At 39.7% G+C, this 22,772-nt stretch carries 27 protein-coding genes; 3 read left to right on the plus strand and 24 right to left on the minus strand.

The window, feature by feature from the left end:
* Window positions 1-225: 225 nt before the first annotated feature.
* The 24 genes from ACRYKC_RS09650 to ACRYKC_RS09765 form a co-directional block, all read right to left on the minus strand.
* Window positions 226-951 (minus strand): hypothetical protein, encoded by a 726-nt coding sequence (locus ACRYKC_RS09650; protein WP_433806514.1) that lies wholly within the window; start codon window positions 949-951, stop codon window positions 226-228.
* Window positions 952-968: 17 nt separating this feature from the next.
* Window positions 969-1,166 (minus strand): DUF2768 domain-containing protein, encoded by a 198-nt coding sequence (locus ACRYKC_RS09655; protein ID WP_433806515.1) that lies wholly within the window; start codon window positions 1,164-1,166, stop codon window positions 969-971.
* Window positions 1,167-1,508: 342 nt separating this feature from the next.
* Window positions 1,509-1,769 carry a stage VI sporulation protein F gene (locus ACRYKC_RS09660; RefSeq protein ID WP_085029714.1) on the minus strand — a complete coding sequence of 87 codons (261 nt, stop codon included), beginning with the start codon at window positions 1,767-1,769 and terminating at the stop codon, window positions 1,509-1,511.
* 61 nt (window positions 1,770-1,830) lie between these two features.
* On the minus strand, window positions 1,831-2,871 hold the full coding sequence (locus tag ACRYKC_RS09665) for an NAD(P)H-dependent glycerol-3-phosphate dehydrogenase (RefSeq protein WP_433806516.1): 1,041 nt from the start codon (window positions 2,869-2,871) through the stop codon (window positions 1,831-1,833).
* A gap of 24 nt (window positions 2,872-2,895) precedes the next feature.
* Window positions 2,896-4,206 (minus strand): ribosome biogenesis GTPase Der, encoded by a 1,311-nt coding sequence (der, locus tag ACRYKC_RS09670; RefSeq protein ID WP_433806517.1) that lies wholly within the window; start codon window positions 4,204-4,206, stop codon window positions 2,896-2,898.
* Window positions 4,207-4,423: 217 nt separating this feature from the next.
* Window positions 4,424-4,609 (minus strand): capping complex subunit for YIEGIA, encoded by a 186-nt coding sequence (locus tag ACRYKC_RS09675; protein WP_433806518.1) that lies wholly within the window; start codon window positions 4,607-4,609, stop codon window positions 4,424-4,426.
* A gap of 3 nt (window positions 4,610-4,612) precedes the next feature.
* Complete coding sequence (locus tag ACRYKC_RS09680; RefSeq protein ID WP_433806519.1) at window positions 4,613-5,494, minus strand: YIEGIA family protein; 882 nt, start codon at window positions 5,492-5,494, stop codon at window positions 4,613-4,615.
* Window positions 5,491-6,087 carry a YphA family membrane protein gene (locus ACRYKC_RS09685; protein ID WP_433806520.1) on the minus strand — a complete coding sequence of 199 codons (597 nt, stop codon included), beginning with the start codon at window positions 6,085-6,087 and terminating at the stop codon, window positions 5,491-5,493. Before ACRYKC_RS09685 ends, ACRYKC_RS09680 begins: the two co-directional genes overlap by 4 nt.
* Window positions 6,088-6,168: 81 nt before the next feature.
* The gene (gene fni, locus ACRYKC_RS09690; RefSeq protein ID WP_433806521.1) at window positions 6,169-7,212 is read right to left on the minus strand and encodes a type 2 isopentenyl-diphosphate Delta-isomerase; all 1,044 of its coding nucleotides are present in this window, start codon (window positions 7,210-7,212) and stop codon (window positions 6,169-6,171) included.
* A 16-nt stretch (window positions 7,213-7,228) separates the two neighbouring features.
* Window positions 7,229-8,371 carry a 30S ribosomal protein S1 gene (gene rpsA / locus ACRYKC_RS09695; RefSeq protein ID WP_433806522.1) on the minus strand — a complete coding sequence of 381 codons (1,143 nt, stop codon included), beginning with the start codon at window positions 8,369-8,371 and terminating at the stop codon, window positions 7,229-7,231.
* A gap of 104 nt (window positions 8,372-8,475) precedes the next feature.
* On the minus strand, window positions 8,476-9,057 hold the full coding sequence (locus tag ACRYKC_RS09700) for a lysophospholipid acyltransferase family protein (protein ID WP_433806523.1): 582 nt from the start codon (window positions 9,055-9,057) through the stop codon (window positions 8,476-8,478).
* A gap of 4 nt (window positions 9,058-9,061) precedes the next feature.
* Window positions 9,062-9,742: a (d)CMP kinase gene (gene cmk / locus ACRYKC_RS09705; RefSeq protein ID WP_433806524.1), complete on the minus strand. Its 681-nt coding sequence runs from the start codon at window positions 9,740-9,742 to the stop codon at window positions 9,062-9,064.
* Between the two features lie 210 nt (window positions 9,743-9,952).
* Entirely contained in the window at window positions 9,953-10,111 is a 159-nt protein-coding gene (locus tag ACRYKC_RS09710; protein WP_433806525.1) for a hypothetical protein, read from the minus strand.
* Window positions 10,112-10,241: 130 nt separating this feature from the next.
* Window positions 10,242-11,582 carry a germination protein YpeB gene (gene ypeB, locus ACRYKC_RS09715; protein WP_433806526.1) on the minus strand — a complete coding sequence of 447 codons (1,341 nt, stop codon included), beginning with the start codon at window positions 11,580-11,582 and terminating at the stop codon, window positions 10,242-10,244.
* A gap of 11 nt (window positions 11,583-11,593) precedes the next feature.
* The gene (sleB, locus tag ACRYKC_RS09720; RefSeq protein WP_433806596.1) at window positions 11,594-12,382 is read right to left on the minus strand and encodes a spore cortex-lytic enzyme; all 789 of its coding nucleotides are present in this window, start codon (window positions 12,380-12,382) and stop codon (window positions 11,594-11,596) included.
* A gap of 160 nt (window positions 12,383-12,542) precedes the next feature.
* A complete protein-coding gene (prsW, locus tag ACRYKC_RS09725) occupies window positions 12,543-13,202 on the minus strand; it encodes a glutamic-type intramembrane protease PrsW (protein ID WP_433806527.1) in 660 nt (219 codons plus the stop codon).
* A 143-nt stretch (window positions 13,203-13,345) separates the two neighbouring features.
* The gene (locus tag ACRYKC_RS09730; RefSeq protein WP_433806528.1) at window positions 13,346-14,305 is read right to left on the minus strand and encodes an asparaginase; all 960 of its coding nucleotides are present in this window, start codon (window positions 14,303-14,305) and stop codon (window positions 13,346-13,348) included.
* Between the two features lie 314 nt (window positions 14,306-14,619).
* Complete coding sequence (locus ACRYKC_RS09735) at window positions 14,620-15,600, minus strand: YpdA family putative bacillithiol disulfide reductase (RefSeq protein ID WP_433806529.1); 981 nt, start codon at window positions 15,598-15,600, stop codon at window positions 14,620-14,622.
* A gap of 107 nt (window positions 15,601-15,707) precedes the next feature.
* The gene (locus ACRYKC_RS09740; RefSeq protein ID WP_433806530.1) at window positions 15,708-16,988 is read right to left on the minus strand and encodes a Glu/Leu/Phe/Val family dehydrogenase; all 1,281 of its coding nucleotides are present in this window, start codon (window positions 16,986-16,988) and stop codon (window positions 15,708-15,710) included.
* A 131-nt stretch (window positions 16,989-17,119) separates the two neighbouring features.
* The gene (locus tag ACRYKC_RS09745; protein WP_433806531.1) at window positions 17,120-18,064 is read right to left on the minus strand and encodes a D-alanine--D-alanine ligase; all 945 of its coding nucleotides are present in this window, start codon (window positions 18,062-18,064) and stop codon (window positions 17,120-17,122) included.
* A 258-nt stretch (window positions 18,065-18,322) separates the two neighbouring features.
* The gene (locus tag ACRYKC_RS09750) at window positions 18,323-18,889 is read right to left on the minus strand and encodes a genetic competence negative regulator (RefSeq protein ID WP_433806532.1); all 567 of its coding nucleotides are present in this window, start codon (window positions 18,887-18,889) and stop codon (window positions 18,323-18,325) included.
* Window positions 18,890-19,030: 141 nt separating this feature from the next.
* Window positions 19,031-19,930, minus strand: a complete 900-nt coding sequence (locus tag ACRYKC_RS09755) for a MerR family transcriptional regulator (protein ID WP_433806533.1) — start codon at window positions 19,928-19,930, stop codon at window positions 19,031-19,033.
* A 96-nt stretch (window positions 19,931-20,026) separates the two neighbouring features.
* On the minus strand, window positions 20,027-20,794 hold the full coding sequence (locus tag ACRYKC_RS09760; RefSeq protein WP_433806534.1) for a metallophosphoesterase: 768 nt from the start codon (window positions 20,792-20,794) through the stop codon (window positions 20,027-20,029).
* Between the two features lie 100 nt (window positions 20,795-20,894).
* Window positions 20,895-21,509 carry a CBS domain-containing protein gene (locus tag ACRYKC_RS09765; RefSeq protein WP_433806535.1) on the minus strand — a complete coding sequence of 205 codons (615 nt, stop codon included), beginning with the start codon at window positions 21,507-21,509 and terminating at the stop codon, window positions 20,895-20,897.
* Window positions 21,510-21,657: 148 nt separating this feature from the next.
* Between ACRYKC_RS09765 and ACRYKC_RS09770 the strand changes: the two genes are divergently transcribed.
* Genes ACRYKC_RS09770 through ACRYKC_RS09780 form a run of 3 tightly spaced genes read left to right on the plus strand, consistent with a single transcriptional unit; the run spans window position 21,658 to window position 22,732 of the window.
* Complete coding sequence (locus ACRYKC_RS09770) at window positions 21,658-21,879, plus strand: spore coat associated protein CotJA (RefSeq protein ID WP_085031934.1); 222 nt, start codon at window positions 21,658-21,660, stop codon at window positions 21,877-21,879.
* Complete coding sequence (locus ACRYKC_RS09775; RefSeq protein WP_433806536.1) at window positions 21,879-22,145, plus strand: spore coat protein CotJB; 267 nt, start codon at window positions 21,879-21,881, stop codon at window positions 22,143-22,145. Before ACRYKC_RS09770 ends, ACRYKC_RS09775 begins: the two co-directional genes overlap by 1 nt.
* 17 nt (window positions 22,146-22,162) lie before the next feature.
* Window positions 22,163-22,732, plus strand: coding sequence for a manganese catalase family protein (locus tag ACRYKC_RS09780; protein WP_433806537.1), 570 nt, complete (start codon window positions 22,163-22,165; stop codon window positions 22,730-22,732).
* Window positions 22,733-22,772: the final 40 nt, after the last annotated feature.

Raw genomic sequence — 22,772 nt, forward strand, 5'->3', positions numbered from 1 at the left:
GATCCCCTCCCAAATAAAAAATTTCACCAACATACAAGCCTAGACAATCTAATTCTATGATGTTGTCCTAGAGAATTATGCAAGAAATTCTAGAATCAATAGAAAACCGTATACCCAACGGGAAAGGCTCACAGTTATTTTATGAATCTATAATCATCCTCATTCAAGATACTTAGATTTATAGACCCAAAATAAAAACCGCCCCCTAAAGGGAAGCGGTTCTTATTAGGATTCATATTCACTCATGAATATTGGTTCTCCGTCTTTTACTGTATAAGCTTCTGAATATCCAGGCACAAATGGTGCGTGGTCTGTTAATAAGTATCGTATATCATCTCCACTTTCATAAGAGTGGTCTTTGTTCTGCAAATAGTTATAAAGGTCCTTTCGATAATCAATTAGTACTTCTCCCTTGGCATTCAAATATACGGGAAGCATTTGCTGGGAATAAGGGCTGTCAATCATTGGTTCTTCTTCCAACCCTACCTTTTCATAATCTAATGCGTACACGCCTCTGGCTATTTGGTCACCCAGCGGAGGATAACGATTACTGTCTTGATAAAATTTCACTTTTACTTGCAATGATCTTAGTTCTTCAGTCGTCCTTAAATCCAGCACCTTTACGGTAGGATCTTTTTCAGGGTGAATGATCACGTACTGATAATGGCCGCCATTCTCAAAAGAAGTTCCTGGTAGTTCTCCAATTAACCCTTGTTCCTTCAGTTTACTGAAGTCAAGCTGATATTTTTGAAAGACAGGTGTATCTTGCGGTTTCGTTTTTATAGGTAATAGTCCGCCAGAGTTGCTTTGAAATGTATCGACAGCCGTTTGGATCGACTCTAATTGAACTTGATTAGGTACTTGGTTTTTCTGAAGCTGACTGCTTGGGTATAGGCACCCCGACAGGACAATCATGCACAGAAACAAGAGAAGTAATTTAAGCCATTTCATGATGAGTCCCCCTTTTCTTACGCCGTCGGCCCACTAAAGACGATATAAAAAATTATAAGCCCACCTAAAATCATGAACGTATAGGCAAAGAATGCAACGATTCCAGATAATAGGCCGGATAGTTTATGTCTGCTTAAATAGATCAATCCCAACGCAAGGAAGAGAAATATGATTCCTGCGAAGGAAATGTACATTTTGAGCATTGACTCAGACATAGGTGTCCCCCCTTTATGTACATTTTGCTGATCGTATTATATCACACGTGGATGTGAAAGCGTAAGGGGACTGCCAGCCGTTCTGATAAGTATGCGCAAAAGCTTGGTTCATTCTTTATGATACCTCAACAGGGTTAATGCCCGGGATTCTATACGCATTCCAAGTAATTATTCCAACTGTTATTTTTACCTCAACCGCAATAAAGCTAACCAAAAAAACACCGGAACGTATGTACGTTCCGGTTGACTAAATAATTCCCGATCAGCTCATGTATAATCATTGCTGCGAGTTATTTTATGCATATTATTGAAGGACTGCCTCCTCAGGCGCCCACTTTCCGATCAACCTTTTAAAAACTTTCCTAATGTGTTCATATCTAAAGGCATGTTTTGCTTCGTAATGGCTTCGACAATTTTGTCTTCTTTTTTCTTAGATACGGGTTTATTCGCGACTTTGGCTAACTGCCTTACCAATCTGCGAACCGTTTTCTCATCAGTAAAATCCGCATTCTGTACAGAATTAGCTACTTTGAAAACATCTTCAGGATCGATGTTGGCCTTCTTTTTCAAATGATCAAAAATATTCTTTTGAAAATCACTCATATACAGTTGACCTCCTCGTGCGTTAAGTTCTTGATAGTGTATGCACAAAGGAGGTCATTTGTCAGTCATTCATTTGATCATCTAAAATATTTGTTAAATCTTCCATCTCATGTCTGCGAATTCTTGTCATTAATTGATCGACGACATCTCTTGGATCCGCTTTTCCAAAGAGAATCTCATGAATTCCAGCAGTAATTGGCATCTCAACTTCTTGATCCTTAGAAAGTTGATAGGCAGCTTTCGTTGTGCGAACTCCTTCCACGACCATTCCCATCTGTTCTAGCACTTCATCTAAATCATTACCCTGACCTAATTTATATCCGGCACGCCAGTTTCGACTGTGAGAACTTGTACAAGTCACAATCAAATCTCCAATCCCTGTAAGCCCGGAAAAGGTAAGGGGATTAGCTCCCATAGAAGTTCCTAGACGAGCAATTTCAGCTAGTCCTCGTGTAATCAAAGCCGCTTTCGCATTGTCTCCGTAGCCTAAGCCATCAGAGATTCCCGCTCCCAGTGCTATAATATTTTTTAAAGCACCTCCAAGTTCAACTCCAACAAGGTCCGGAGACGTATAAACCCTGAACTGACTATTGATGAACAGGTCCTGTACATTTTCAGCTACATGTAATTCTTTTGCAGAAACTGTTACAGTTGTTGGTTGTCTCAGGCTCACTTCTTCCGCATGACTAGGCCCTGAGAGGACTACAATATCTTCGTAAAACTCTTGAGGTATCTCTTCTTGAATAATTTCTGAAACACGCTTATAAGTTCCTGGTTCGATACCTTTGGAAGCGTGAGTAATAGTAACCTTCTCTTTAAGTACTTCTGTCAAGTCCTGACATACTTCTCGGATTGCTTTGGTAGGGACAACAAGAACAATATGTTTAGCCCCATCAACAACCTTGGATAAGTCATTATCGGCTACGATTGTTTCTGGAATAGAGATCCCTTTCAAGTATTTCTCGTTTGTGTGTAGACGGTTAATTTCCTCAGCATGTTCTTTTCTATGCGACCATAAAGCGACTTCATGACCATTATCAGCAAGGACAAGGGCAAGAGCAGTACCCCAGCTTCCTGCCCCTAGAACAGCTACTTTCTCCATGTTACCTACTCCCTTCATTTACGATCAACTGCGTTTTCTGGCAAAGATTTTAATAGGTGTTCCTTCAAATCCGAAAGCATCTCGAATCCTATTTTCCAAGAAACGCTCATAAGTGAAATGCATTAGCTCAGGTTCGTTGACAAACACGACAAAGCTAGGCGGTTTGACAGAAACTTGAGTGGCGTAGAAAATTTTCAGTTTTTGACCTTTAATGGACGGAGATGGATTCATGGCTAGCGCATCCATGATCACTTCGTTCAATATATTCGTTTGTACACGTTTAGCATGGTTCTCACTAGCTTCAAGCACTTTTGGCAGTAGGGTGTGAATCCGTTTCTTCGTTTTAGCAGAAAGAAACACGATAGGAGCATAATCCAAGAACCGGAAATCGGAACGGACTTTATCCTCAAATTCCTTCATCGTCTTTTCTTCCTTATCAACCGTATCCCATTTATTTACGACGATGATCACAGCTTTTCCAGCTTCATGGGCATAGCCGGCAATCTTCTTGTCCTGTTCCTGAATCCCTGTATCAGCATCAATTAGGGTTAACACCACATCAGACCGCTCTATCGCTTTCAACGCCCGAATGATGCTGTATTTCTCAGTTGATTCATACACTTTCCCTCGTTTTCTCATGCCTGCTGTATCAATGATCACAAAGTCTCGATCATCTTTAGAGAAAGGTGTGTCAATAGCATCCCTTGTCGTTCCGGCAATATCACTGACGATAACACGTTCCTGACCTAACAGACTGTTAACAAGGGAAGACTTCCCTACATTCGGCCTGCCGATCAAACTAAAGCGAATCGTATCATCTTCAATTTCTTCTTGAACTTGCTCTGGGAAATGGTTAACAACTTCGTCCAGCATGTCCCCTAAGCCAAGGCCATGAGTACCGGATATAGGAAAAGGTTCGCCAAAACCAAGAGAATAAAATTCATAAATGTTCTCCCGCATTTCAGGATTGTCCACCTTATTCACAGCAAGGACAACTGGTTTATTCGATTTAAATAATAATTTTGCTACTTCTTCGTCAGCACCTGTAATTCCATCACGGCCATTGACCATGAAGATAATAACATCTGATTCATCGATGGCCACTTGGGCTTGCGCTCTCATTTGTACAAGTAGCGGCTCATCACCAAGTTCGATCCCACCAGTATCTATAACGTTAAAGGTTGTGGTCAGCCATTCAGCTTCAGCATAGATACGGTCACGAGTCACCCCAGGGGTGTCTTCTACAATGGATATTCTTTCTCCAACAAGCCGGTTGAAAATCGTAGACTTTCCAACATTCGGCCGTCCAACTATCGCAACAACTGATTTTCTCATGAAAGGATCATCCTTTCCTCATTCTATTTTCATTATTTCACGTTTTAACAAGCATGGAAACGTAAAAGTCGGTATCATACTTTGATAATCTCTCTCTTATTGGCAAAAAAAGACTGCTCTTCTATGGGCATGCTGCGAGACAGCTTCTCTCCATAGAACAGCAGATAGCCATTAACTTTCTTATTTTAGCAGACTTTCTTTTAATACACAATTCGAATCAATGCTTTACGATTATATAGAGCGAATCACTTAGACGGTGAGCTATTCCGTCTAAAATCGCTTCTAAGTTGGCTGCTACAGCTTCCATTTCCTCTTTCGTATCACAATGGAAGACAGCAGCACTTCCCGAAACCTTATCTGATTTTAATGTAATGGAAGCTAGTATGGCTTTTTCCATCTTCATAGCCTATCCCTCCTGTTTCATCCGCTTCGAAGGCATTTGTATGGCATTTTCTAAAACAGGAACAGATGAAATGATTTCTTTCGCTCTTACAGGATCTTGAAGTTGTGGGAGGATAAATACCCCAATCCTTCCGTCATTCAAATCTCTTTTAATTAAAGGAACGAGAGCAGGCGTCCCTGAGTCCCTGAAAACACCTAAGCTCACGGACACATCATGCAAAATCGCCTGCCTTTGACCGAGATTAGCTATAGTTGATCGCACACTAAAAGACTTAGGGGTAAGGATAAACCCCATCCCATACTTCATAATTTCTTTTTGTCTTTCTGGCAGCCCTATATTCATGATATAAATGTTATCTACGTAAAGGCCAGCTCCATCAAAATGGAGCTCAGATTGTTCCACCGTTACAATATCAGACAATTTAGATCCACTCATAAGAAACTTTGCAAAGATAAAGCATAAGATCGTTGCCACAACAGAAGCCCAAACATTTATAGCTAAATAGCTTAATGTGACTACAAATGAAGTAAAAATTACCAAATAATTACGGCTTTCGAATGTAACGGCAATGCCTTCAATGTACGTATTACCTCTTGGTACCAGTTCATAGGAGTCCATTTCTGTTAAAGTATTCCGCTCCATGTTTCTCACTTCTCGAAATTGAGAGGCGGCTAGGGTCAGAAAGGTTACAGCAGTGAACTCTTTCTCCATAATTGATGGGATCGCGATAGTTCCTAGTGATGCAGCGATAAAACCAAGAGATAAATGAATGATTTTGCCGTGCAGATAAGTCGGATACTGTCTGTAATCACTGCGAAGCATGAAGATTCGCAACGCTGTGCCAACAACAATTCCGGCTATGATGGGGTAGGTATATTCATTCACATCAACGCAGCTCCTTTATTTACTTGCTGACTTCTTTTCTTTTTATTTATATTTTTTAGCTTTTCTAACCCATGAAAAATTAATAAAATAATAACTCCTTGTACAGCTAATAAGAGAATTTGATTATTGAAAAACACTCCGCCATCTAAATACAACGAAAAAATCAAATGAGAGCATAGCGTACCAATAACAACCATCACTAGCCACAGGCCTATCAATCCTTCTAGATCCCTGCAGAAATATTTCAATAACAATAAAACGGCTATCAATCCTATTTGTATACCGGGAAGCTCAAGCCACACTGGATTTATCATGAAAAAGAGCTGGAAAGAAGTGTAGCCTATACTTAGTACGAAAGGCCAAAAGTGTTCGATCCACCCCCTTTTTCTGCTCGTCCAGAATATGAGCCCAAAGAACCCAAGAACTGCGATATGAAGGTAGAAATGCTGTTGAACGTTCCAAAAAGATAAAGAGTATGTAGACATACTTACCCCTGTAAAGAGCAATATTTTCCATTTTAATCGGGATTTTTGAATAAAAAAATAGGCAATAATCGAAATCGTCCAAGCAAACCAATAATAGGTTGCAGTCATACGAACCTCTCCTTCTTTTCTAGTATAGGTAGCTAGAGGAAGGTTTAAACGAAATCAATAAAAAAAGGCCTATGACTGTTGTCATAGGCTGGAATTTATCCTTTGTTCTTTCCACTCTTTTGTGCGACCATAAAGTACGTACGGTTTTCCTTTAAAATCTTTCACAGTTTTAGCATTAAGGAGCATCATAGCTATTTTAATCTCTTCATGAATATGACGAATTTCTGCAATTAATGCTTCTTTCCCTTCCTCGAGAAGAACTCTTAAAAGGTTTCCTGCCATCCCGAAAGCCTGGCACCCAAGTACCATGGCTTTCACACCGTCTAAACCATTTCGGATCCCACCTGAGCCAATGATATGAAAATCATCCCGATCATAAGCTTTATGCGAAGCTTCCATGATAGAGAGAGGAGTTGGAATGCCCCAGTTGTTAAAAGACTCAAGTTGTTTATCCCGTCTTCTGTTTTCAACTCTGGAAAAATTCGTTCCTCCGAGTCCGGCGATGTCCACATAACGGACGCCCATTGTATATAATTGCTTCACAGTTTCCCTCGACATTCCGAAACCAACTTCTTTTATAATTACAGGGACTTCTATTTCTTTAACAATTTTTTCGATTTTTTTTAGTCGAGCTGTAAAGTCACGATCTCCTTCAGGCATAATCATTTCCTGAAGAGTATTTATATGGATTTGTAAAGCGTTCGCTTTTAGCATATCTATTGCTTCATTAGCCTGCTTTACATCCGCTTCACTCCCTACATTTGCAAAGACTATCCCACTTGGATTGACTTCTCTGACAACTTCGTAGGTTCGTCTCTCTTCAGGATTTTTAAGAGCAGACATTTGAGAACCGACAGCCATTCCTATGCCTGTCTCTTTAGCAGCTGAAGCTAAGTCACGGTTGATTTGCTCCGTTTTATCTCCACCACCACCGGTCATTGCATTAACAAAAAGAGGGGAACTTAAATTAAGTTCCCCAACTTTAGTCTCTATGCTTAATTGATGAAAATCCAGTGTCGCTAAACTCTGGTGAACGATATCCACATCATCAAAGTGATTGTGAAAATCGCGTTCATGACCTAAGGCATGGTGGATATGATCAATTTTCCTCTCAGACCTTGTCATATCCATCATCCAATCCTTATTTTTTATACTTATCTAGTTTGTCACCAATCATATCACTAAGTGAGAATCCTGAATTATCGTCTTCTTTCTCGTATTGCTCAATTTCCTGACGTGCTTCCTCACGCTCAAGTTCTTTCATACTTAGAGAAAGGCGCTTCGCATCCTCATCAACATCAAGTACTTTAACTTGAACTTGCTGCCCCTCATCAAGAACTTCTCCAGGAGTCCCAATATGACGGTTGGAAATTTGTGAAATGTGCACAAGACCTTCTACACCCGGGAATACTTCAACAAAAGCTCCAAAGCTTACAAGACGTCTAACAGTTCCCTCAAGAACTTCCCCTTGTTTTACTTTGTTATGAAGGTCGTGCCAAGGTCCTGGCTGTGTAGCCTTCAATGAAAGAGAAATTCTTTCATTGTCACGATCAACGGAAAGTACTTTAACTTTTACTGTTTGTCCCTCTTCCACAACATCAGAAGCTTTCTCCACATGCTGGTGGGATAACTGAGAGATATGTACGAGTCCGTCAATCCCTCCAAGGTTAACAAATGCACCGAAGTCAGTTAAACGCTGCACGGTACCTTCGATTACTTGACCTTCCTCCAATGAATGTAGGACTTCTTGTTTTTTAGCAGCTTCTTCCTGCTCTACGACTGCACGGTGAGACAGGATGACACGATTTTGCTCGCGATCCAGTTCTACAACTTTAAGGGATAGGTTCTTACCTTTGTAGTCTTCAAAATCTTCTACATAATAGGTTTCAACTAAGGATGCTGGAATAAATCCACGGAGACCGATATCAACGACAAGACCGCCTTTAACGACGTCTTTGACCTCTGCTTCAAAGATCTCTCCGCTTTCAAATTTCTCTTCAAGGTCCTGCCATGCTTTATCCGCATCTACAGCACGCTTTGAAAGAACGATTTCATCGTCTTCTACTTTTTTCACCTGAAGTGTAAGCTCATCACCCTCGCTCACTGCATCAGAAGCTTTTTCAACATGAAGGCTGGATAATTCACTAATAGGTACAATCCCCTCTACTTTATATCCAACATCTACGAGGACCTGTTTTTCTTCAATCTTTACGACTTTACCAGTCACAATGTCCCCTGCAGAGAATTCTTTCATTCCAGATACTTCTTGATTCATTTCATCCATACCAAGCTACCTCCTTCAATTTCCGACACAACCTTATAATACAGAAATGCCCTTTTGTCTAACTTCTAATATTTAGAGCATTTTGTCAAGTGTTTACGCTTCTCTCATCGGTGATTTTTATGCAATTGTCTGATTTCTTCCATAATTCGATCTGTAACGACTTGAGCCGACGCTTTTTCTTGTCGAAAACTTGTCATATCAATTGGTTCACCATAAACAACCTTTAATGGTTTGAATTTTTGATAAGGTCCAATAATTGCACACGGAACGATCGTAGCTTCAGATCGAAGGGCAAAAAAGCCTGCACCTGCGAGCCCTTTGCCGACTTCTCCGTTTTTCTGGCGTGTGCCTTCAGGAAAAAGCCCCAGTGCGTGGTTTTCTTTCAATACGTTCAGACCTTGCCTTAAAGCATTGCGATCCCTCATTCCCCTTTTTATTGGAAATGCATGGACTCCTTTCAATATTCCCCCAAAGAACTTGTTTTTAAACAACTCTTCTTTAGCCATGAAATAGATATTTCTATCGCTTGTAATCCCTACGACAGGTGGATCAAAATTTGAAATATGGTTAGAGCATATAATTACAGGACCGTCCTTTGGAATATTCTCTTTACCAACGACTTTGATTCGGTATAGCGGATAGAAGATTACTGTACAAAGAAACTTTCCTAATTTATAGAGATTCATTCCTTTACCCCTCCCTATGCTGCTTTTCTTTGACAATTGAAATGATTTTGTCAACTACTTCCTCAATCGACAGTGAGGTGGTATCTACTTCAATAGCATCCTCTGCTTTCACTAAAGGAGCGGTTTTACGATTAGAATCAATCTCGTCTCTTTTCCTTATATCCGACTTAATCTCCTCCAGATTCGATTCATAACCTTTTTGCTTATTTTCTTTATGACGTCTCTCCGCCCGTTCTTCTACAGATGCAACCATGAAAATCTTAACGTCAGCATTAGGAAGTACATGTGTACCAATGTCACGACCATCCATAACTACGCCTTGTTCTTCAACAAGCTCCTGCTGGCGTTTCACCATTTCTTCACGAACAGTTTTATGTTTAGCAACGATCGAAACCCGGTTCGTCACTTCGTTTGTGCGGATAGCTTCTGATACGTCATCTCCGTTCAGGACCACTTTTTGACCTGATGGAGATTGAACTAGTTTTAATTCCGTATTTTTTAAAAGTTCAGTAAGGGCTCCTTCATCCTCGAGAGTCACATTTTCTTGGATCGCTTTCCAAGTCAAAGCTCTGTACATTGCACCAGTATCTACATATATAATAGAAAGTTTTTCAGCTACTTTTTTAGCTACTGTGCTTTTCCCTGCAGCTGCGGGACCGTCAATTGCGATTGTCATTGTGTTCATAACTTCATCTTCCTCCACTTTCCTTACTACGTACAAAAGCGCACTTGATTATAGGAAGCGCGCTTATTCGAATTATTTGATTTTTCCTCTGTAAAGAATAACATAACTAAATGTAAAAAATCCATGAAATCCTCTATTTCAAACCCAGCTTCCCCCTTTGTCTCTTCTGGTAAAAACAATATTTCATAATTATTTCTCTGTGCTTTTCTGTTATGCTTTCAAATTCGGCGCATAGCCTATTTCCCCCTGCATATAAGCGGTGAAGGGGCTGCAATATTTAACCCGTCTGATTGTGCCTTCTCTAAGAAACAGGAAATCGAATTGACTATAGTTGTACCATTGAATAATCATTACAATGCCAATCTTCATAATCCCCGTTATTTCCTCTCATAATTGAAACCTTTAAATTAGTCTAATCATCTCATTCATTATTTATAAAAGGAAGCGGACAGTACTTATGGAATAGAAAAGAGCCACCTTTTCCAAGGTGGCTCTTTTCTTATACATCTTGATTAAATTTCATTTCTGATTTTTTCAATGTTTCCACTTTTTCCTCTTCACCATTTGTAGCGTTGATGAAAATTCTGTAGGTGGTATTTTCCATAGTGGTTAAAAATTCATAACAGAGAACCTGCGCTTTAACATCATTCTCAATCACTGCCATATGCTTCTCTTGAATTTGCAATTGAGGATTAACCTTTTCTCTAGCTTCTTCTTCAGATATCTCAGGCGGATTCAATTCACGGTCATTATGGTAATTATAATATTCCCGGGCTGACAAACCAAGAACTTCCCCGTTATCGAGTGCAACTTTGACTACAATGGAATCCGGGTAATAGCGTACATCATCTTTTGTGTACACAAAGCGAAATACACCGACCTTATCATATTGACTGCTTTCAATAAGTTCTAGGGAGGATATGTCTAATCCTTTAGCAAATTCTCTTGCCTTGTTAGAAGCTTCATGCAAGCTGATTTTCGCTTTTTCTACAGGCCTGCTGATCATGATGGTAAGTGGATGCCCACCCTTTTCTGTTAAATCAATATATCCGTTCTTCTCACCGTTTTGGAAAGAAGCGGTGTAGGTTGGAACATCAGCTCCTTTACCTGATTTAGTTAGGGTAAGTTTAGACTGATCCACTTTTTCTAGCCAGTCACTGGCCACCTTCTTAGCTTCATTCTTAGAAAGTTTTTCACCTTTAAGGTAGCGGTATTGTTGTTCAGGTTTCTTCGTACCCATCCCGGCTTCCATTGTAGATTGTGTATATCCATCTACAGATTTTTCTACAGTTTTAAAGCCGTTCACAATCGTGTTATCTCCTACCTCGTCATTGGTTGCCAAAGCTAATTGAACGTCCATCCATCGCAAGTTATCCTCAAGTACTACATTTTGCACCTTTCGCAGCTCATTTTCAATTTCACCAGATTGTTCATGTAGTTGTTCAAGCATTTTTACTTCTTTCTCGCTAAGAGGTTTTTTCTCCAAATCTCTTACAGCCGATCGATAAGCAAAGTCTCCAACATCGTAAAGGAATTCCTCCGTCTTATTAAAAGGGAGTAGGGTCAGTGGGAGCTGACCGACATCTGAATTAGCTTCAGAGGCGATCTTCCATATTTCTGCGAGTTGAGGAGACAGCTGTTTTCGTGAGTTCATTGCGAGAGATGCACCAATTTTGTCGTGCAAAAGATCGATATTATAGGTCAACTCATGAAAAGCTCGCTGATAGCTGTTTTCTGCTTGAATCAACACAGCATTCTTATCCTGGTTTTCCTTATAACCCCAGACGCCTGCTCCAATCGTCGTTAAACTTAATACAATGATAGCGATTGTACGAATCATGCTTCCACCTCCTATTTACAGAAAATATGTTTACCAATTTGTTTAATTTGTGGTCTTCCCCAAATCCAGCTCGAAGTTGCTGTATTAGGGTTAAAATAATATATTGCTTGACCTGATGGATCCCAGCCATTGATTGCATCTAATACTGCATCTCTAGCCTGATCATTAGGCTCGAGCCAAATTTGTCCATCAGCTACAGCAGTGAAGGCACGCGGCTCAAAGATGACCCCTGAGACTGTATTTGGAAAAGAAGCGCTGCTCACTCGGTTTAAGATAACGGCAGCTACAGCTACTTGCCCCACATAAGGCTCTCCTCGCGCTTCTCCATAAACAGCATTGGCCATCAATTGAATATCATTCTGCGAGAACCCACTAGGAACGTTAACAGCTGTAGGCTCTTGAGGTTGTGCTTGCTGCTGTTGCTGAGGTGCTTTTTGTCCCTGTTTACTGGTTTGCTGTTGTTTCGGAGTACCTCCGTAGTGCGTGAAATCATTTCCTTGACGAATTTGCTCTTTAACGAAACCTTCATCGTATTTACTGGCTTTTATCAGTTTGTTTTTGACTTCTTGCCCAACAAGTCCGTCAATTTCTAAACCAAACTCATACTGGAAGTTTCTCACTGCCCAATAAGTCCCCCAACCGAAAACTCCATCAATTTCTCCGTTATAAAAACCTAAGTACTGAAGTCTAGACTGAAGTTCAATGACGTCATCACCCGTTGCCCCTTGCTGGATGACTTGATTTGAGAATCCGTGTACAGGTTTGACATTCGTCCATTCAGATAATGGCAAAACCAACATGGCCAGACCTATACAAACAATCGTTGTCTTCTTCCATAACATCCGTGTTCCACCCCTGACCAATAGAATTTATTTATATCGGTAGTTTCTATCGGTTTAGGAAGTTTATACATTTATGACATATAAAAAAAACCGCCGAGCACCGGCGGTTCTGTTGAAGTCACGATTTTAACAGCTTCTCATGATGTTTATTTGCAACACGGATTTTTCTTATTCCTACCATCCATAGTATAAGCATGAACGGAAGAATTCCGTATATCCACATTTGATCAAAGACGGTAATGATGAAATCATAAAAGCTATGCAAAAATACTGGAATTAACAAAGCAAAAAATAGACAAAGCGTTGAATTGGAATTCGAGAACTTGGCTTTTCCTATATAAAATCCCATAATAATACCGAACAATGCATGAGATGAAACTGGAAATATAGCTCGCATCAAAGCAATTTCTATTCCATTCGCAAATAGATAGATGATATTTTCCACAGTCGCAAACCCCAGACTGATCGCTACACCATAAATAATACCATCATAGTGGTGATCAAAGTCAGAGTGGCGAAATGCCACAAATAATAAAAAGAACCATTTAAAAAATTCTTCTAACAGCCCTGCCAAAAATACTGATTTCAAGAACGGAGTTTGAAAAAATCCCTCTGTTTCGAAGGCATATTGGATAAACATGATTGGAAAAACCATAATAACCCCGATGACAAACATTCTTATAATCAAAGGCAGAGGCTCTAGTTCAATCCGCTTACTTAGATATATAAATGTCATAATGGCCACTGCAGGAGCAATTGCCGCTGTTAATAAGGCCATAGTTCATCAGCCTTTCCCCTAAATTCAACTGAGTTAAATCGTATCACGAAGCTATTGGAAAGGGAACCGATGTCTGGGATATGATGTAAAAAACACAAACTTTTGCCCTACTCTAAACGTAGTACCTGTATAGGTATCAAGGATTAGTATTTAATTTCACCTTCATAATCTGACGCAAGAATAACAGCAAGCTTAATCCTTGCTTTTTTACTATCATCATCGTCACCAAGGATTACTCCATGCTTATATAAGTCATAGGCACTTCCAAGGTAGTCGTAAGTCGTGTACACTGATCCTTCTTCAGAAGTAGTTGTAATAACAATTGTGACCCCTTCATCAATTGCCCTGATAATTTCTCCCATCATCCCAGGAGCCACTTGCCCACGTCCTACCCCTTCAAGAATAATTCCTCTAGCTCCACTTTCTATAGAAGCCTTAACAAAAGTGCCGTCAGCGCCAGAGTAAGTTTTCACAATATCTACACGAGGAATGGAAGAAACCACATCATAAACCTCTCGCTTAATAGGCTTTTGATAAATGTGGACTTCATCGTTGTCGATAATTCCCAGGTAACCAAACCCGAAGGCATTAAAGCCTTGAATATTGGACGCATGCTCTTTTTTTACGTATTTAGCAGGGAAGATCCGTTCGTTAAATACAACCACAGCACCCGCATTATGTAAATCAGGACTGCATGCGGAGTAAATGGCATGCCTAAGGTTGATATAAGCATCACTTCCCATTTCACCAGGAGATCGTTGAGATCCTGTGATAACGACCGGACGATTATCATTCACTGTTAAGTCCAAAAAGTAAGCGGATTCTTCAAGTGAATCAGTTCCATGAGTGACAACAACTCCAGAAACAGCATCATCCTTAAAATAGCCCTCTATTTTCTCTTTTACGAAGAGTAAATCTTGGAAATCTATGTGCATGCTTGGCTTTTGAAATACGGATTCAATGATTACATCGATATCTGTGGGTAACTTAAGCATTTCAGCGAGTTCTTCTCCAGTCAAGGCTCCTGAAGATAACTTTCCTGACTCTTCATTAGGTACACTTGCTATTGTACCTCCCGTTGTTAATAAGACTACTTTGCTCACAATAACCGCCGCCCTTCTTATGTACTCCTCCAATATTATAACAAAATCAATCAATTTTCACTTTACATCATTAGCATTTGTTAATCGATAACATTATTCCGGATAATAGTAGTATTCTGAAAGACTCGGATCCAAGATGTTTGAGGGGATGATACAGGGCCGTTGGGAAAGGATTCGCTTTCCTGATGGAGAAACTGGCAAGCCTTCTCGTTCTCTGTGGGGTCTCGCCTCGCTCCTTTTCCCACGGAGTCAAAAAAGTGAGAACATACAAAATACAAAAGAGCCCCAGGCGAGGGACTCTTGATCTTAATGTTTTATTTTTGATTTTTTATAGAAAGAGCAATTTTCCCACCATGATGGCGACCATTTTCTATAAAGATTTCGTTGTTATTATAACCGGCAGCGATTACGCCAGCAATGTAGATGCCCTTCACATTGGTTTCCATTGTTTCTTCGTTAAACGCAGGTCTCCCTGTGTCCTTATCAAATTCAACCCCCATTTTGGTCAAAAATCCGTGATCAGGACGATAACCAGTCATAGCAAATACAAAATCATTTTTTACTTTTCTTATTTCACCTTCACATTCATAAATAACTTCGGATTCTGTGATCTCTTTTACGTTTGCGCAAAATTCCATCTTGATTAGATCTTTTCTTACTAACGCCTCGAATTGAGGTAAAATCCAAGGTTTGATACTTTTAGAATAGTCTTCGCCTCTATAAAGTACAGTGACATTCGCACCCGCCTTTTCGAGTTCAAGGGCAGCATCTGCAGCGGAGTTCTTCCCGCCTACAATAACTACATCTTTTTTATAAAACGGATGAGCTTCTTTGAAGTAATGCTGTACTTTAGGAAGCTCTTCTCCTTTTACTCCCATATAATTTGGCTGATCGTAATAGCCTGTGGCAATGATTACTTGATCCGCTTTGTATTCTTTCTTTTCTCTTTCCTTAGTTTCTGTCTCTAAGACGAAACCTGAATCCATTGAACTTACTTTCACTACTTTTTCAAACGCATTTACTCGTAAGTTTTCACGATCTGCAACTGCACGATAGTAAGCTAATGCTTCATTACGTACCGGTTTCTGTCGTTCAGATATGAATGGAATTTGTCCAATTTCCAATTTTTCGCTTGAGCTGAAAAATGTTTGATGAGTTGGATAATGATAAATTGAATTAACAATATTTCCTTTTTCTATAATTAATGGTTCAATTCCTTGTCTTCTCAATTCAATGGCCGCGCTCATGCCGCACGGGCCGCCGCCGATTATGATAACTTTTTCCTCTTGTTGCATGTTTCACACTCCTCTTTCCGTCCACCAGCTCTTTAAAAGAGCTGCCATTTAAACAAAATAAATCTCCTACCATATAAATGATAGGAGATTATACTTATCGAATCAACCTATATCCATCCGCGGAACCTTGAAGCTTCCGCCATTTTACGGACTCCGACCATATAAGCTGCAAGACGCATATCGCATCGTCGGTTCTCTGCTGTTCTGTAAACGTTATCAAACCCTTTGACAATTACCTTGTGAAGTTTTTCTTCAACTTCTTCTTCCGTCCAGTAATAACCTTGGTTGTTCTGAACCCATTCAAAGTATGAAACTGTAACTCCACCTGATGAAGCGAGCACATCAGGCACGAGGAGAATGCCTCGCTCGGATAAAATTCTTGTAGCGTCAAGAGTTGTCGGACCGTTAGCAGCTTCAACTACAATGGTTGCCTTTATGTTATAAGCGTTATCTTCAGTGATTTGATTTTCGATTGCTGCTGGGACAAGAATATCACAATCAAGCTCGAGTAATTCTTCATTCGTTATCGTGTTTTTGAATAAATTCGTTACTGTTCCAAAACTGTCACGACGATCAAGCAAGTAATCTATGTCTAATCCATCAGGATCATGCAATCCACCGTATGCATCTGAAATACCAATAACCTTCGCGCCTCGGTCATGCATAAATTTAGCTAAGAAGCTTCCGGCATTACCAAAACCTTGAACGACAACTCTTGCACCTTCTACATTGATGCCCTTCTTCTTAGCTGCTTCTTCAATGCAAATGGTTACTCCTTTTGCTGTTGCTGTTTCTCGACCATGAGAACCGCCTAAGACAAGAGGTTTACCCGTAATAAAGCCAGGATTATTAAATTCATCAATTCGGCTGTATTCATCCATCATCCAAGCCATAATCTGAGAGTTTGTAAAAACGTCTGGGGCTGGAATATCTTTTGTTGGCCCAACAATTTGACTAATAGCACGAACATATCCACGACTGACACCTTCTAATTCTCTGAAGGACATTTCGCGAGGATCGCAGACAATACCGCCTTTTCCTCCACCGTATGGTAAATCAACGATGCCCGCTTTAAGACTCATCCAAATGGATAATGCTTTGACTTCTTTTTCCGTGACACTAGGGTGGAAACGAACACCGCCTTTAGTAGGTCCTACCGCATCGTTGTGCTGGGCACGGTAGCCAGTGAATACTTTGATTTGATCATTATCCATTCTTACCGGAATCCTGACCGTCATCATACGGACAGGTTCCTTCATAAGTTCATATACCTCATTGGGATAACCTAATTTATCAAGTGCTTTTTTGACCACTGTCTGAGTGGATTTTAACACGTCAAGTTTGTCATTCTTTTCATTTGCAGAATCTGTTGGCTTATCGGCTACCATCCATTTACCTCCTAATATCCATCCATTCGCTTATCGGGGTCATCTTTCAGTGAATAGTATACACTTTCGTACCTATTATGGAAAGCAAGAATTAAGGTTTTCTCCCCTTTTACAAAAGAAAAAGTAAGCGATTACACCTTTTGTTTTTTACCCGCTATTGAGAGATCAACGAATTTTTGGATTAGATCATCATAGCTCCACCCGATTTCCTGAGCTGAATCTGGAAATAAGCTAGTCGGTGTCATTCCTGGTAATGTATTAACTTCAAGAATGATGGGCTGGTTTTTTTCATTTATAATGAAGTCCACACGTGAGTACACGTCACATCCGAGCAATTGGTGGGCAAGAACTGCTTCTCTTTGCAGCTGCTCCGTGAGTGTATTGTCCACTTTTGCAGGGACAATATGTTCACTTCCGCCAGGTTTATATTTTGAATCAAAATCGTAATAATCATTCTTAGGAATGATTTCAATGACTGGGAGGGCGCGTTCACTGCCTTTGTGTCCAACTACAGGAACGGTGACCTCTCTGCCGCCTACATAGTCCTCTACCAGAATGATAGAGTCTGACTTCGCAGCCATTTTGATAGCCTCTGCAATCTGACTTTCTTCTTTTACAATAGTTAAACCAAGGGTGGAACCCTCTTGATTTGGTTTGATTACAAATGGCAGGGAGAAAGATTTAATTACATCTTCCTCAACCTCTTTATGCCAATCACTATTGGAAACATCATAAGTTTTACTATTCGCTGTTTGAATTCCATTTGATGAGAAGATTTGCTTAGACTTCGCTTTATCCATGGCTAAGGCAGAAGCTAACACTCCTGATCCTACATATGGAATTTCCAGCATATCCAATAAACCTTGGATTCTTCCGTCCTCACCATAGCGCCCGTGCAGTCCGATAAAAACTAAATCGACATCTAATTGAAGGACCTCGCTTATTTTTTCAGGGGAAAAATCTATACCAGTAACCTCATGACCTTTGTTTTTCAATGCTTTTATAATTCCCTGTCCTGTCGATAAGGAAACTTCTCTTTCACCAGAAGTTCCACCATATAATACCGCAACCTTCATAGTGCACACTCCATTTCATAACTACATAAGAATCAATCTATATTCCATTACATCTTAACATTTTAACTCAAGCTCTTCTATTTAAAAAATATGCTTCTTTACATTTAATTGTTCATGAATAACGGGAGAGGGTATCCTTCTCCCGCACGTGATTCGCCATCCCTTTAAATCCTTTCAATAATATACCCTACAAGACGTTAAAAACAAAAATAAAAAGAACGAAGCTTGAAGGAAGCATCGTTCATACTCAAACACACCTTATGAAAAATATTCGACAATCATTTCACATGCATGACTGTCCATGATTGTCTTCCCGTATTCTATCAAGCGATGAGAAGTGGCTGTAGATGCAGAAGCGAATTCAGAAAGCAATGCGATAACCTGATCAGCGTCTAAGTGCCAGATATCTTCGTCACGAAACAGCATGTAGTAGTGTTCATGATAAAAATAAACACTTCCACCTATGACATTCAGTTGATTCAAATGAATCCCTGCTTGTATCACATCTTCAAAGTTATCAAAGCAGAACATCATTTCATTTCTTTCATCCAGCGTGACTTTCATTTCCATATAATCTTCTTCATCTTCAAAATCAACAGGTTCGGTTCTCGTTACGACAACCAGCATGCCTTGCGCTTGCAGTAAATACACCTGCACCAACAACACACCCGTTAATTCAACACCGAGTTCTATGCCAGCATCGTACATCATATCGCTGAATATCCGATGAACTCTTGGGAGATCGCTCCACAGTTCATCGCGAGATAATCCTCTGTCCATTAAATCATCAAATGTGAGAAATATCTTAAATTTCTCATTAGACATTCTCTCTACCCGCACATGATCGCCCCCCTGTCACAATGTGTGTTATCTATATCCTATGATGACTGATGCGATTATGGCACCTTTTTTCAAATTATATATGAGTTTTCCTCGAAGGGGCAACCAATTAAAAATGGTTAGAAATCAATTAGCTTTCAGCCAGTTGTCCCAGTCTTTCCTTGTATTCCCGACAATAAATGGTTCCATACGCTTTTTATCTAGTTCCGATAATCGATCATAAGCATATCCACCTAATCCGATTTTTAAGTCTGGGAACTGTTTCTGCAAAGACTCCGCCAGTCTTACTGTTATAGGGATATTCTTCTTTAACGTACATGACATAAACATAAATTTAGGTTCAACTTCTTCAATCACTATGTCAATATCCCCTCCCGCAATGCTTTGGCCTAGATAAATAACTTCGTATCCCTTCCGTTTCAGATAAAGCGCAAATATCATCAACCCTAGTTCATGGCGCTCATTAGGCCCACAGACCAGCAAAGCTTTAGGAAGAATCGCTTCAGAAGGTACAGACAATAACATCATGCCTATACGCGAACGGATAAAGTGGCTGGCAAAATGTTCATGTGCGCTTGTAATCTGATTTTTTTCCCATAGGTCTCCTATTCTCACTAAAAGAGGGCCAATAATATCAATTGCAACTGTCTCAGGTGTGAAAAGTGTGAACGCATGGTCCAATTTTCTTTGTGCTTCATGCTCGTTAAAAGAAAGCAGTTGATCAAGAAGCTCTTCACCTATTTTTTCTAATTGACTAGGATTATCTGTCGTTTCTCCTTCTGTTACTGTCTCCTGATTGCTCTCCAGGAGGGATACAGCCTGTGATATTGTAAATCCTTTGTTTACTTTTTCCATCAGCCATTTTAAAATTTTTAAATGTTCATCCGAATACAAACGGTGTCCTGCTTCATTCCTGGAAGGACGGATCATTTGATATCGGCGTTCCCAGGCACGTAAAGTACCGGGCTGAATACCTACTATTTGAGACACTGCTTTAATATTATATTTTGGTTTTGTAGTCGCCATCGGACTGCCTCCACATTCTCATTTTGCTTTTATTATATAGTAATGATATTTATTGTGTAAAATTTGTATATTCTTTTTATAATGTTTGAATAACACTTACTTTGACTTTTTCACAGTAATGAGATGGCATTCTGCTCTCGTCCCCAAACGCAAGGGCATTAAGGACGTTCCATATCCTTCACTTATTAAAAGAGGGCGGCTGCTCATACTGAACCACCCTCCTCTCGTATAAGGCCCTAAACCAAAGACTCGTATTTGTCCCCCATGAGTATGACCAGTTAAAATCAAGTCAAACCGCTGCTGATCGACCTTATTCATTTGTTTAAACACATATGGATCGTGTACACAAAGGATCTGATAAGGATGACGATCTTTAATATGGTACATATGCCTTCTTGGTTTTAAAAAGTAAGGATCGATACCACTTAGGACGATCTTTTGCTCTCCTTGCAAAGGAATTGTCACATCCCCATTAGAGAGCACTTTTACATTTTCTTCCTCCAATATATCTATAACATCATACCCTATAAGTTCATGGTCGTTATTTCCAGGGATAAAGTAGAGTGGTACTTTCCATTCCTGTAGAGCTTCTAAATTATGTTTCAACTGAGACATTGCTGTACGTTTGTCTACTAAGTCCCCTCCAATAATTACGATATCTACATTTTCAATTTTGCTAAGTGTTGATTTTTTAATTACTCGATTATGGATATCTGAAATAAAAAAAATGTGTAATGGTTTATCGGCAGGATAAGATTGAGCTTCAATCGTATGAAACTCCAATTGATCATTTTGTGCCGAATAACGCATGTATAAGTAAAGTAGTAAGGCTGCAGCTGTTACTGCTAGTAGTAACCAAAGCAATACTGGATTCCTCCTGAAATTCTAAAGTAAAATTCATCTTACCATAATTTTAAATACGATAAAAAGACTGCCACCACTGGTGACAGCCTACTCTTACAACTTAGACTTCTTTGACACTTAAGATGCGAAACCCTGATTTCTCTAATTTCTTAGTAAATTGCTCTATATTATCATTCGGTTCGATTTTCATCACGATTCTCCTTGCAAGCTTATCGGTTTCATCAAATGTTGCTAAAGAGATAACATTTTCATGATAACTTTTAATAATATTTCCAAGCCGCTCAATTCGTCCAGCTGATTCCTCTGATGTAAAAGCAATCCTTACTCCTTTTTTTCGAGTTCCAAAAGCACTTTCAAACTGTTCGATTACATCAAAGCGAGTAACTAGCCCTTGGAACTTACGATGATCATCGACCACTGCAAGAACAGGAAAACCTTTAAAAGATGGAAGCGTTCGTTCGAAAACTTCCTCATCATGGATATAATAATCCGGGTACTCTGCTATATCTCCTGCTGTTGTGTTATTTAAAAAGGTGTTTTTCTCCTTATCCATTTTAAAATATGCTTGATAGATGATGCTTTTTGAAATCATTCCAATAAAAGTTTCTCCTTTTAATACAGGCATACCTTCAATATCGTTTTCATTTAAAAGATCGAGAATTCCACTCAGTTTATCCTCACTTTTAGCTACAAAAGACTTATGGACTGGTTTCATGATTCCTTTAACAAACATACACTCACCTTCCCTCTCCTTATCTATACCCTTTTATTCTCCTTTTATAGAGGAGAATCCTGCAAACTCTACGAATAATCCAAGGCATAGACTCATAAATATCCATGATGAGAGAAGGATGGTGATAAAGATTTTTACTCCAATTAAGTTTTATCAACCTTACCACGGTCCATTCGATCCATGTCCTCCGAGACCATATGCCAGCTATCAGACTCCACCTAACCTGTACGTAGGTTTTCAGCAACCGAATCTCCCTCAATTCCCCTTGGAGAAGGCACTTTACAAAGGAACCCTATGGCCTTGTTTTTACGATCCTTATCCGACTCCTATTCCAGAAGGAGGTAAGAGGTGATGCATAAGGACGATCAAGTGAAAAAGCGGTATGAACTGATGGAAAAAATCCAGATGGTTGATTTTGCGCTTGTTGAACTTACCCTCTATTTGGATACCCACCCTCAGGATAACCAGGCTATACAGCAATTTAATGAATTGGCTGTTCAAAGTAGAGACCTAAAGTCCGTTTATGAACAGCATTTCGGACCTCTGCGTCAATACGGTGCCAGCTTCTCAGGTTATCCTTGGAACTGGGGAGACAGCCCTTGGCCCTGGCAACTATAAATTAAAGGAGGGGAACTATGTGGTATTATGAAAAGAAACTTCAATATCCAGTAAAAGTGACAGAATGTAATCCAAGACTGGCCAAATACTTGATTGAGCAATATGGAGGCGCAGATGGAGAGTTATCTGCCGCTCTCCGTTACCTTAACCAAAGGTATAGTATTCCTGATAAGGTCATCGGTCTTTTAACAGACATAGGCACTGAAGAATTTGCTCACTTGGAAATGATCGCTACAATGGTCTACAAATTAACGAAAGATGCAACACCTGAACAAATGAAAGAGGCTGGATTAGGTGCTCACTACGCTAATCATGATAATGCCTTATATTATAACAATGCTAGTGGAGTGCCATGGACAGCATCTTACATTGCTGCAAAAGGAGATCCGATAGCTGATTTATATGAAGACATTGCAGCAGAAGAAAAGGCAAGAGCAACTTATCAATGGATTATTAATATGTCCGATGATCCATGCTTAAATGATAGCCTAAAGTTTTTAAGAGAACGCGAAATTATACATTCACAAAGATTTAGGGAAGCTGTAGAAATACTTAAGTTTGAAAGAGACCGTAAAAAAATATTTTAATATAGAAACCCTAACCTATGAAGGTTAGGGTATATTTTTT

Origin of the sequence: Halobacillus sp. A1-3 (assembly GCF_050971765.1) — a bacterium.
Classification (GTDB): Bacteria; Bacillota; Bacilli; order Bacillales; family Halobacillaceae; genus Halobacillus; species Halobacillus mangrovi_B.

Bases quoted from the DNA above. Each gene is read 5' to 3' on its own strand.
- ACRYKC_RS09700 (WP_433806523.1), bottom strand. From the start codon at position 9,057: ATGAATCTCTATAAATTAGGAAAGTTTCTTTGTACAGTAATCTTCTAT.
- ACRYKC_RS09780 (WP_433806537.1), top strand. From the start codon at position 22,163: ATGTGGTATTATGAAAAGAAACTTCAATATCCAGTAAAAGTGACAGAA.
- ACRYKC_RS09775 (WP_433806536.1), top strand. From the start codon at position 21,879: ATGCATAAGGACGATCAAGTGAAAAAGCGGTATGAACTGATGGAAAAA.
- ACRYKC_RS09735 (WP_433806529.1), bottom strand. From the start codon at position 15,600: ATGCAACAAGAGGAAAAAGTTATCATAATCGGCGGCGGCCCGTGCGGC.
- der (WP_433806517.1), bottom strand. From the start codon at position 4,206: ATGAGAAAATCAGTTGTTGCGATAGTTGGACGGCCGAATGTTGGAAAG.
- prsW (WP_433806527.1), bottom strand. From the start codon at position 13,202: ATGGCCTTATTAACAGCGGCAATTGCTCCTGCAGTGGCCATTATGACA.
- ACRYKC_RS09750 (WP_433806532.1), bottom strand. From the start codon at position 18,889: ATGTCTAATGAGAAATTTAAGATATTTCTCACATTTGATGATTTAATG.
- ACRYKC_RS09660 (WP_085029714.1), bottom strand. From the start codon at position 1,769: ATGAGTGATTTTCAAAAGAATATTTTTGATCATTTGAAAAAGAAGGCC.
- ypeB (WP_433806526.1), bottom strand. From the start codon at position 11,582: ATGATTCGTACAATCGCTATCATTGTATTAAGTTTAACGACGATTGGA.
- ACRYKC_RS09710 (WP_433806525.1), bottom strand. From the start codon at position 10,111: ATGAAGATTGGCATTGTAATGATTATTCAATGGTACAACTATAGTCAA.
- ACRYKC_RS09765 (WP_433806535.1), bottom strand. From the start codon at position 21,509: ATGAAACCAGTCCATAAGTCTTTTGTAGCTAAAAGTGAGGATAAACTG.
- cmk (WP_433806524.1), bottom strand. From the start codon at position 9,742: ATGAACACAATGACAATCGCAATTGACGGTCCCGCAGCTGCAGGGAAA.
- rpsA (WP_433806522.1), bottom strand. From the start codon at position 8,371: ATGGATGAAATGAATCAAGAAGTATCTGGAATGAAAGAATTCTCTGCA.
- ACRYKC_RS09655 (WP_433806515.1), bottom strand. From the start codon at position 1,166: ATGTCTGAGTCAATGCTCAAAATGTACATTTCCTTCGCAGGAATCATA.
- ACRYKC_RS09755 (WP_433806533.1), bottom strand. From the start codon at position 19,930: ATGGCGACTACAAAACCAAAATATAATATTAAAGCAGTGTCTCAAATA.
- sleB (WP_433806596.1), bottom strand. From the start codon at position 12,382: ATGTTGGTTTTGCCATTATCTGAATGGACGAATGTCAAACCTGTACAC.
- ACRYKC_RS09745 (WP_433806531.1), bottom strand. From the start codon at position 18,064: ATGAAGGTTGCGGTATTATATGGTGGAACTTCTGGTGAAAGAGAAGTT.
- ACRYKC_RS09665 (WP_433806516.1), bottom strand. From the start codon at position 2,871: ATGGAGAAAGTAGCTGTTCTAGGGGCAGGAAGCTGGGGTACTGCTCTT.
- ACRYKC_RS09675 (WP_433806518.1), bottom strand. From the start codon at position 4,609: ATGAAGATGGAAAAAGCCATACTAGCTTCCATTACATTAAAATCAGAT.
- fni (WP_433806521.1), bottom strand. From the start codon at position 7,212: ATGACAAGGTCTGAGAGGAAAATTGATCATATCCACCATGCCTTAGGT.
- ACRYKC_RS09740 (WP_433806530.1), bottom strand. From the start codon at position 16,988: ATGGTAGCCGATAAGCCAACAGATTCTGCAAATGAAAAGAATGACAAA.
- ACRYKC_RS09685 (WP_433806520.1), bottom strand. From the start codon at position 6,087: ATGACTGCAACCTATTATTGGTTTGCTTGGACGATTTCGATTATTGCC.
- ACRYKC_RS09650 (WP_433806514.1), bottom strand. From the start codon at position 951: ATGAAATGGCTTAAATTACTTCTCTTGTTTCTGTGCATGATTGTCCTG.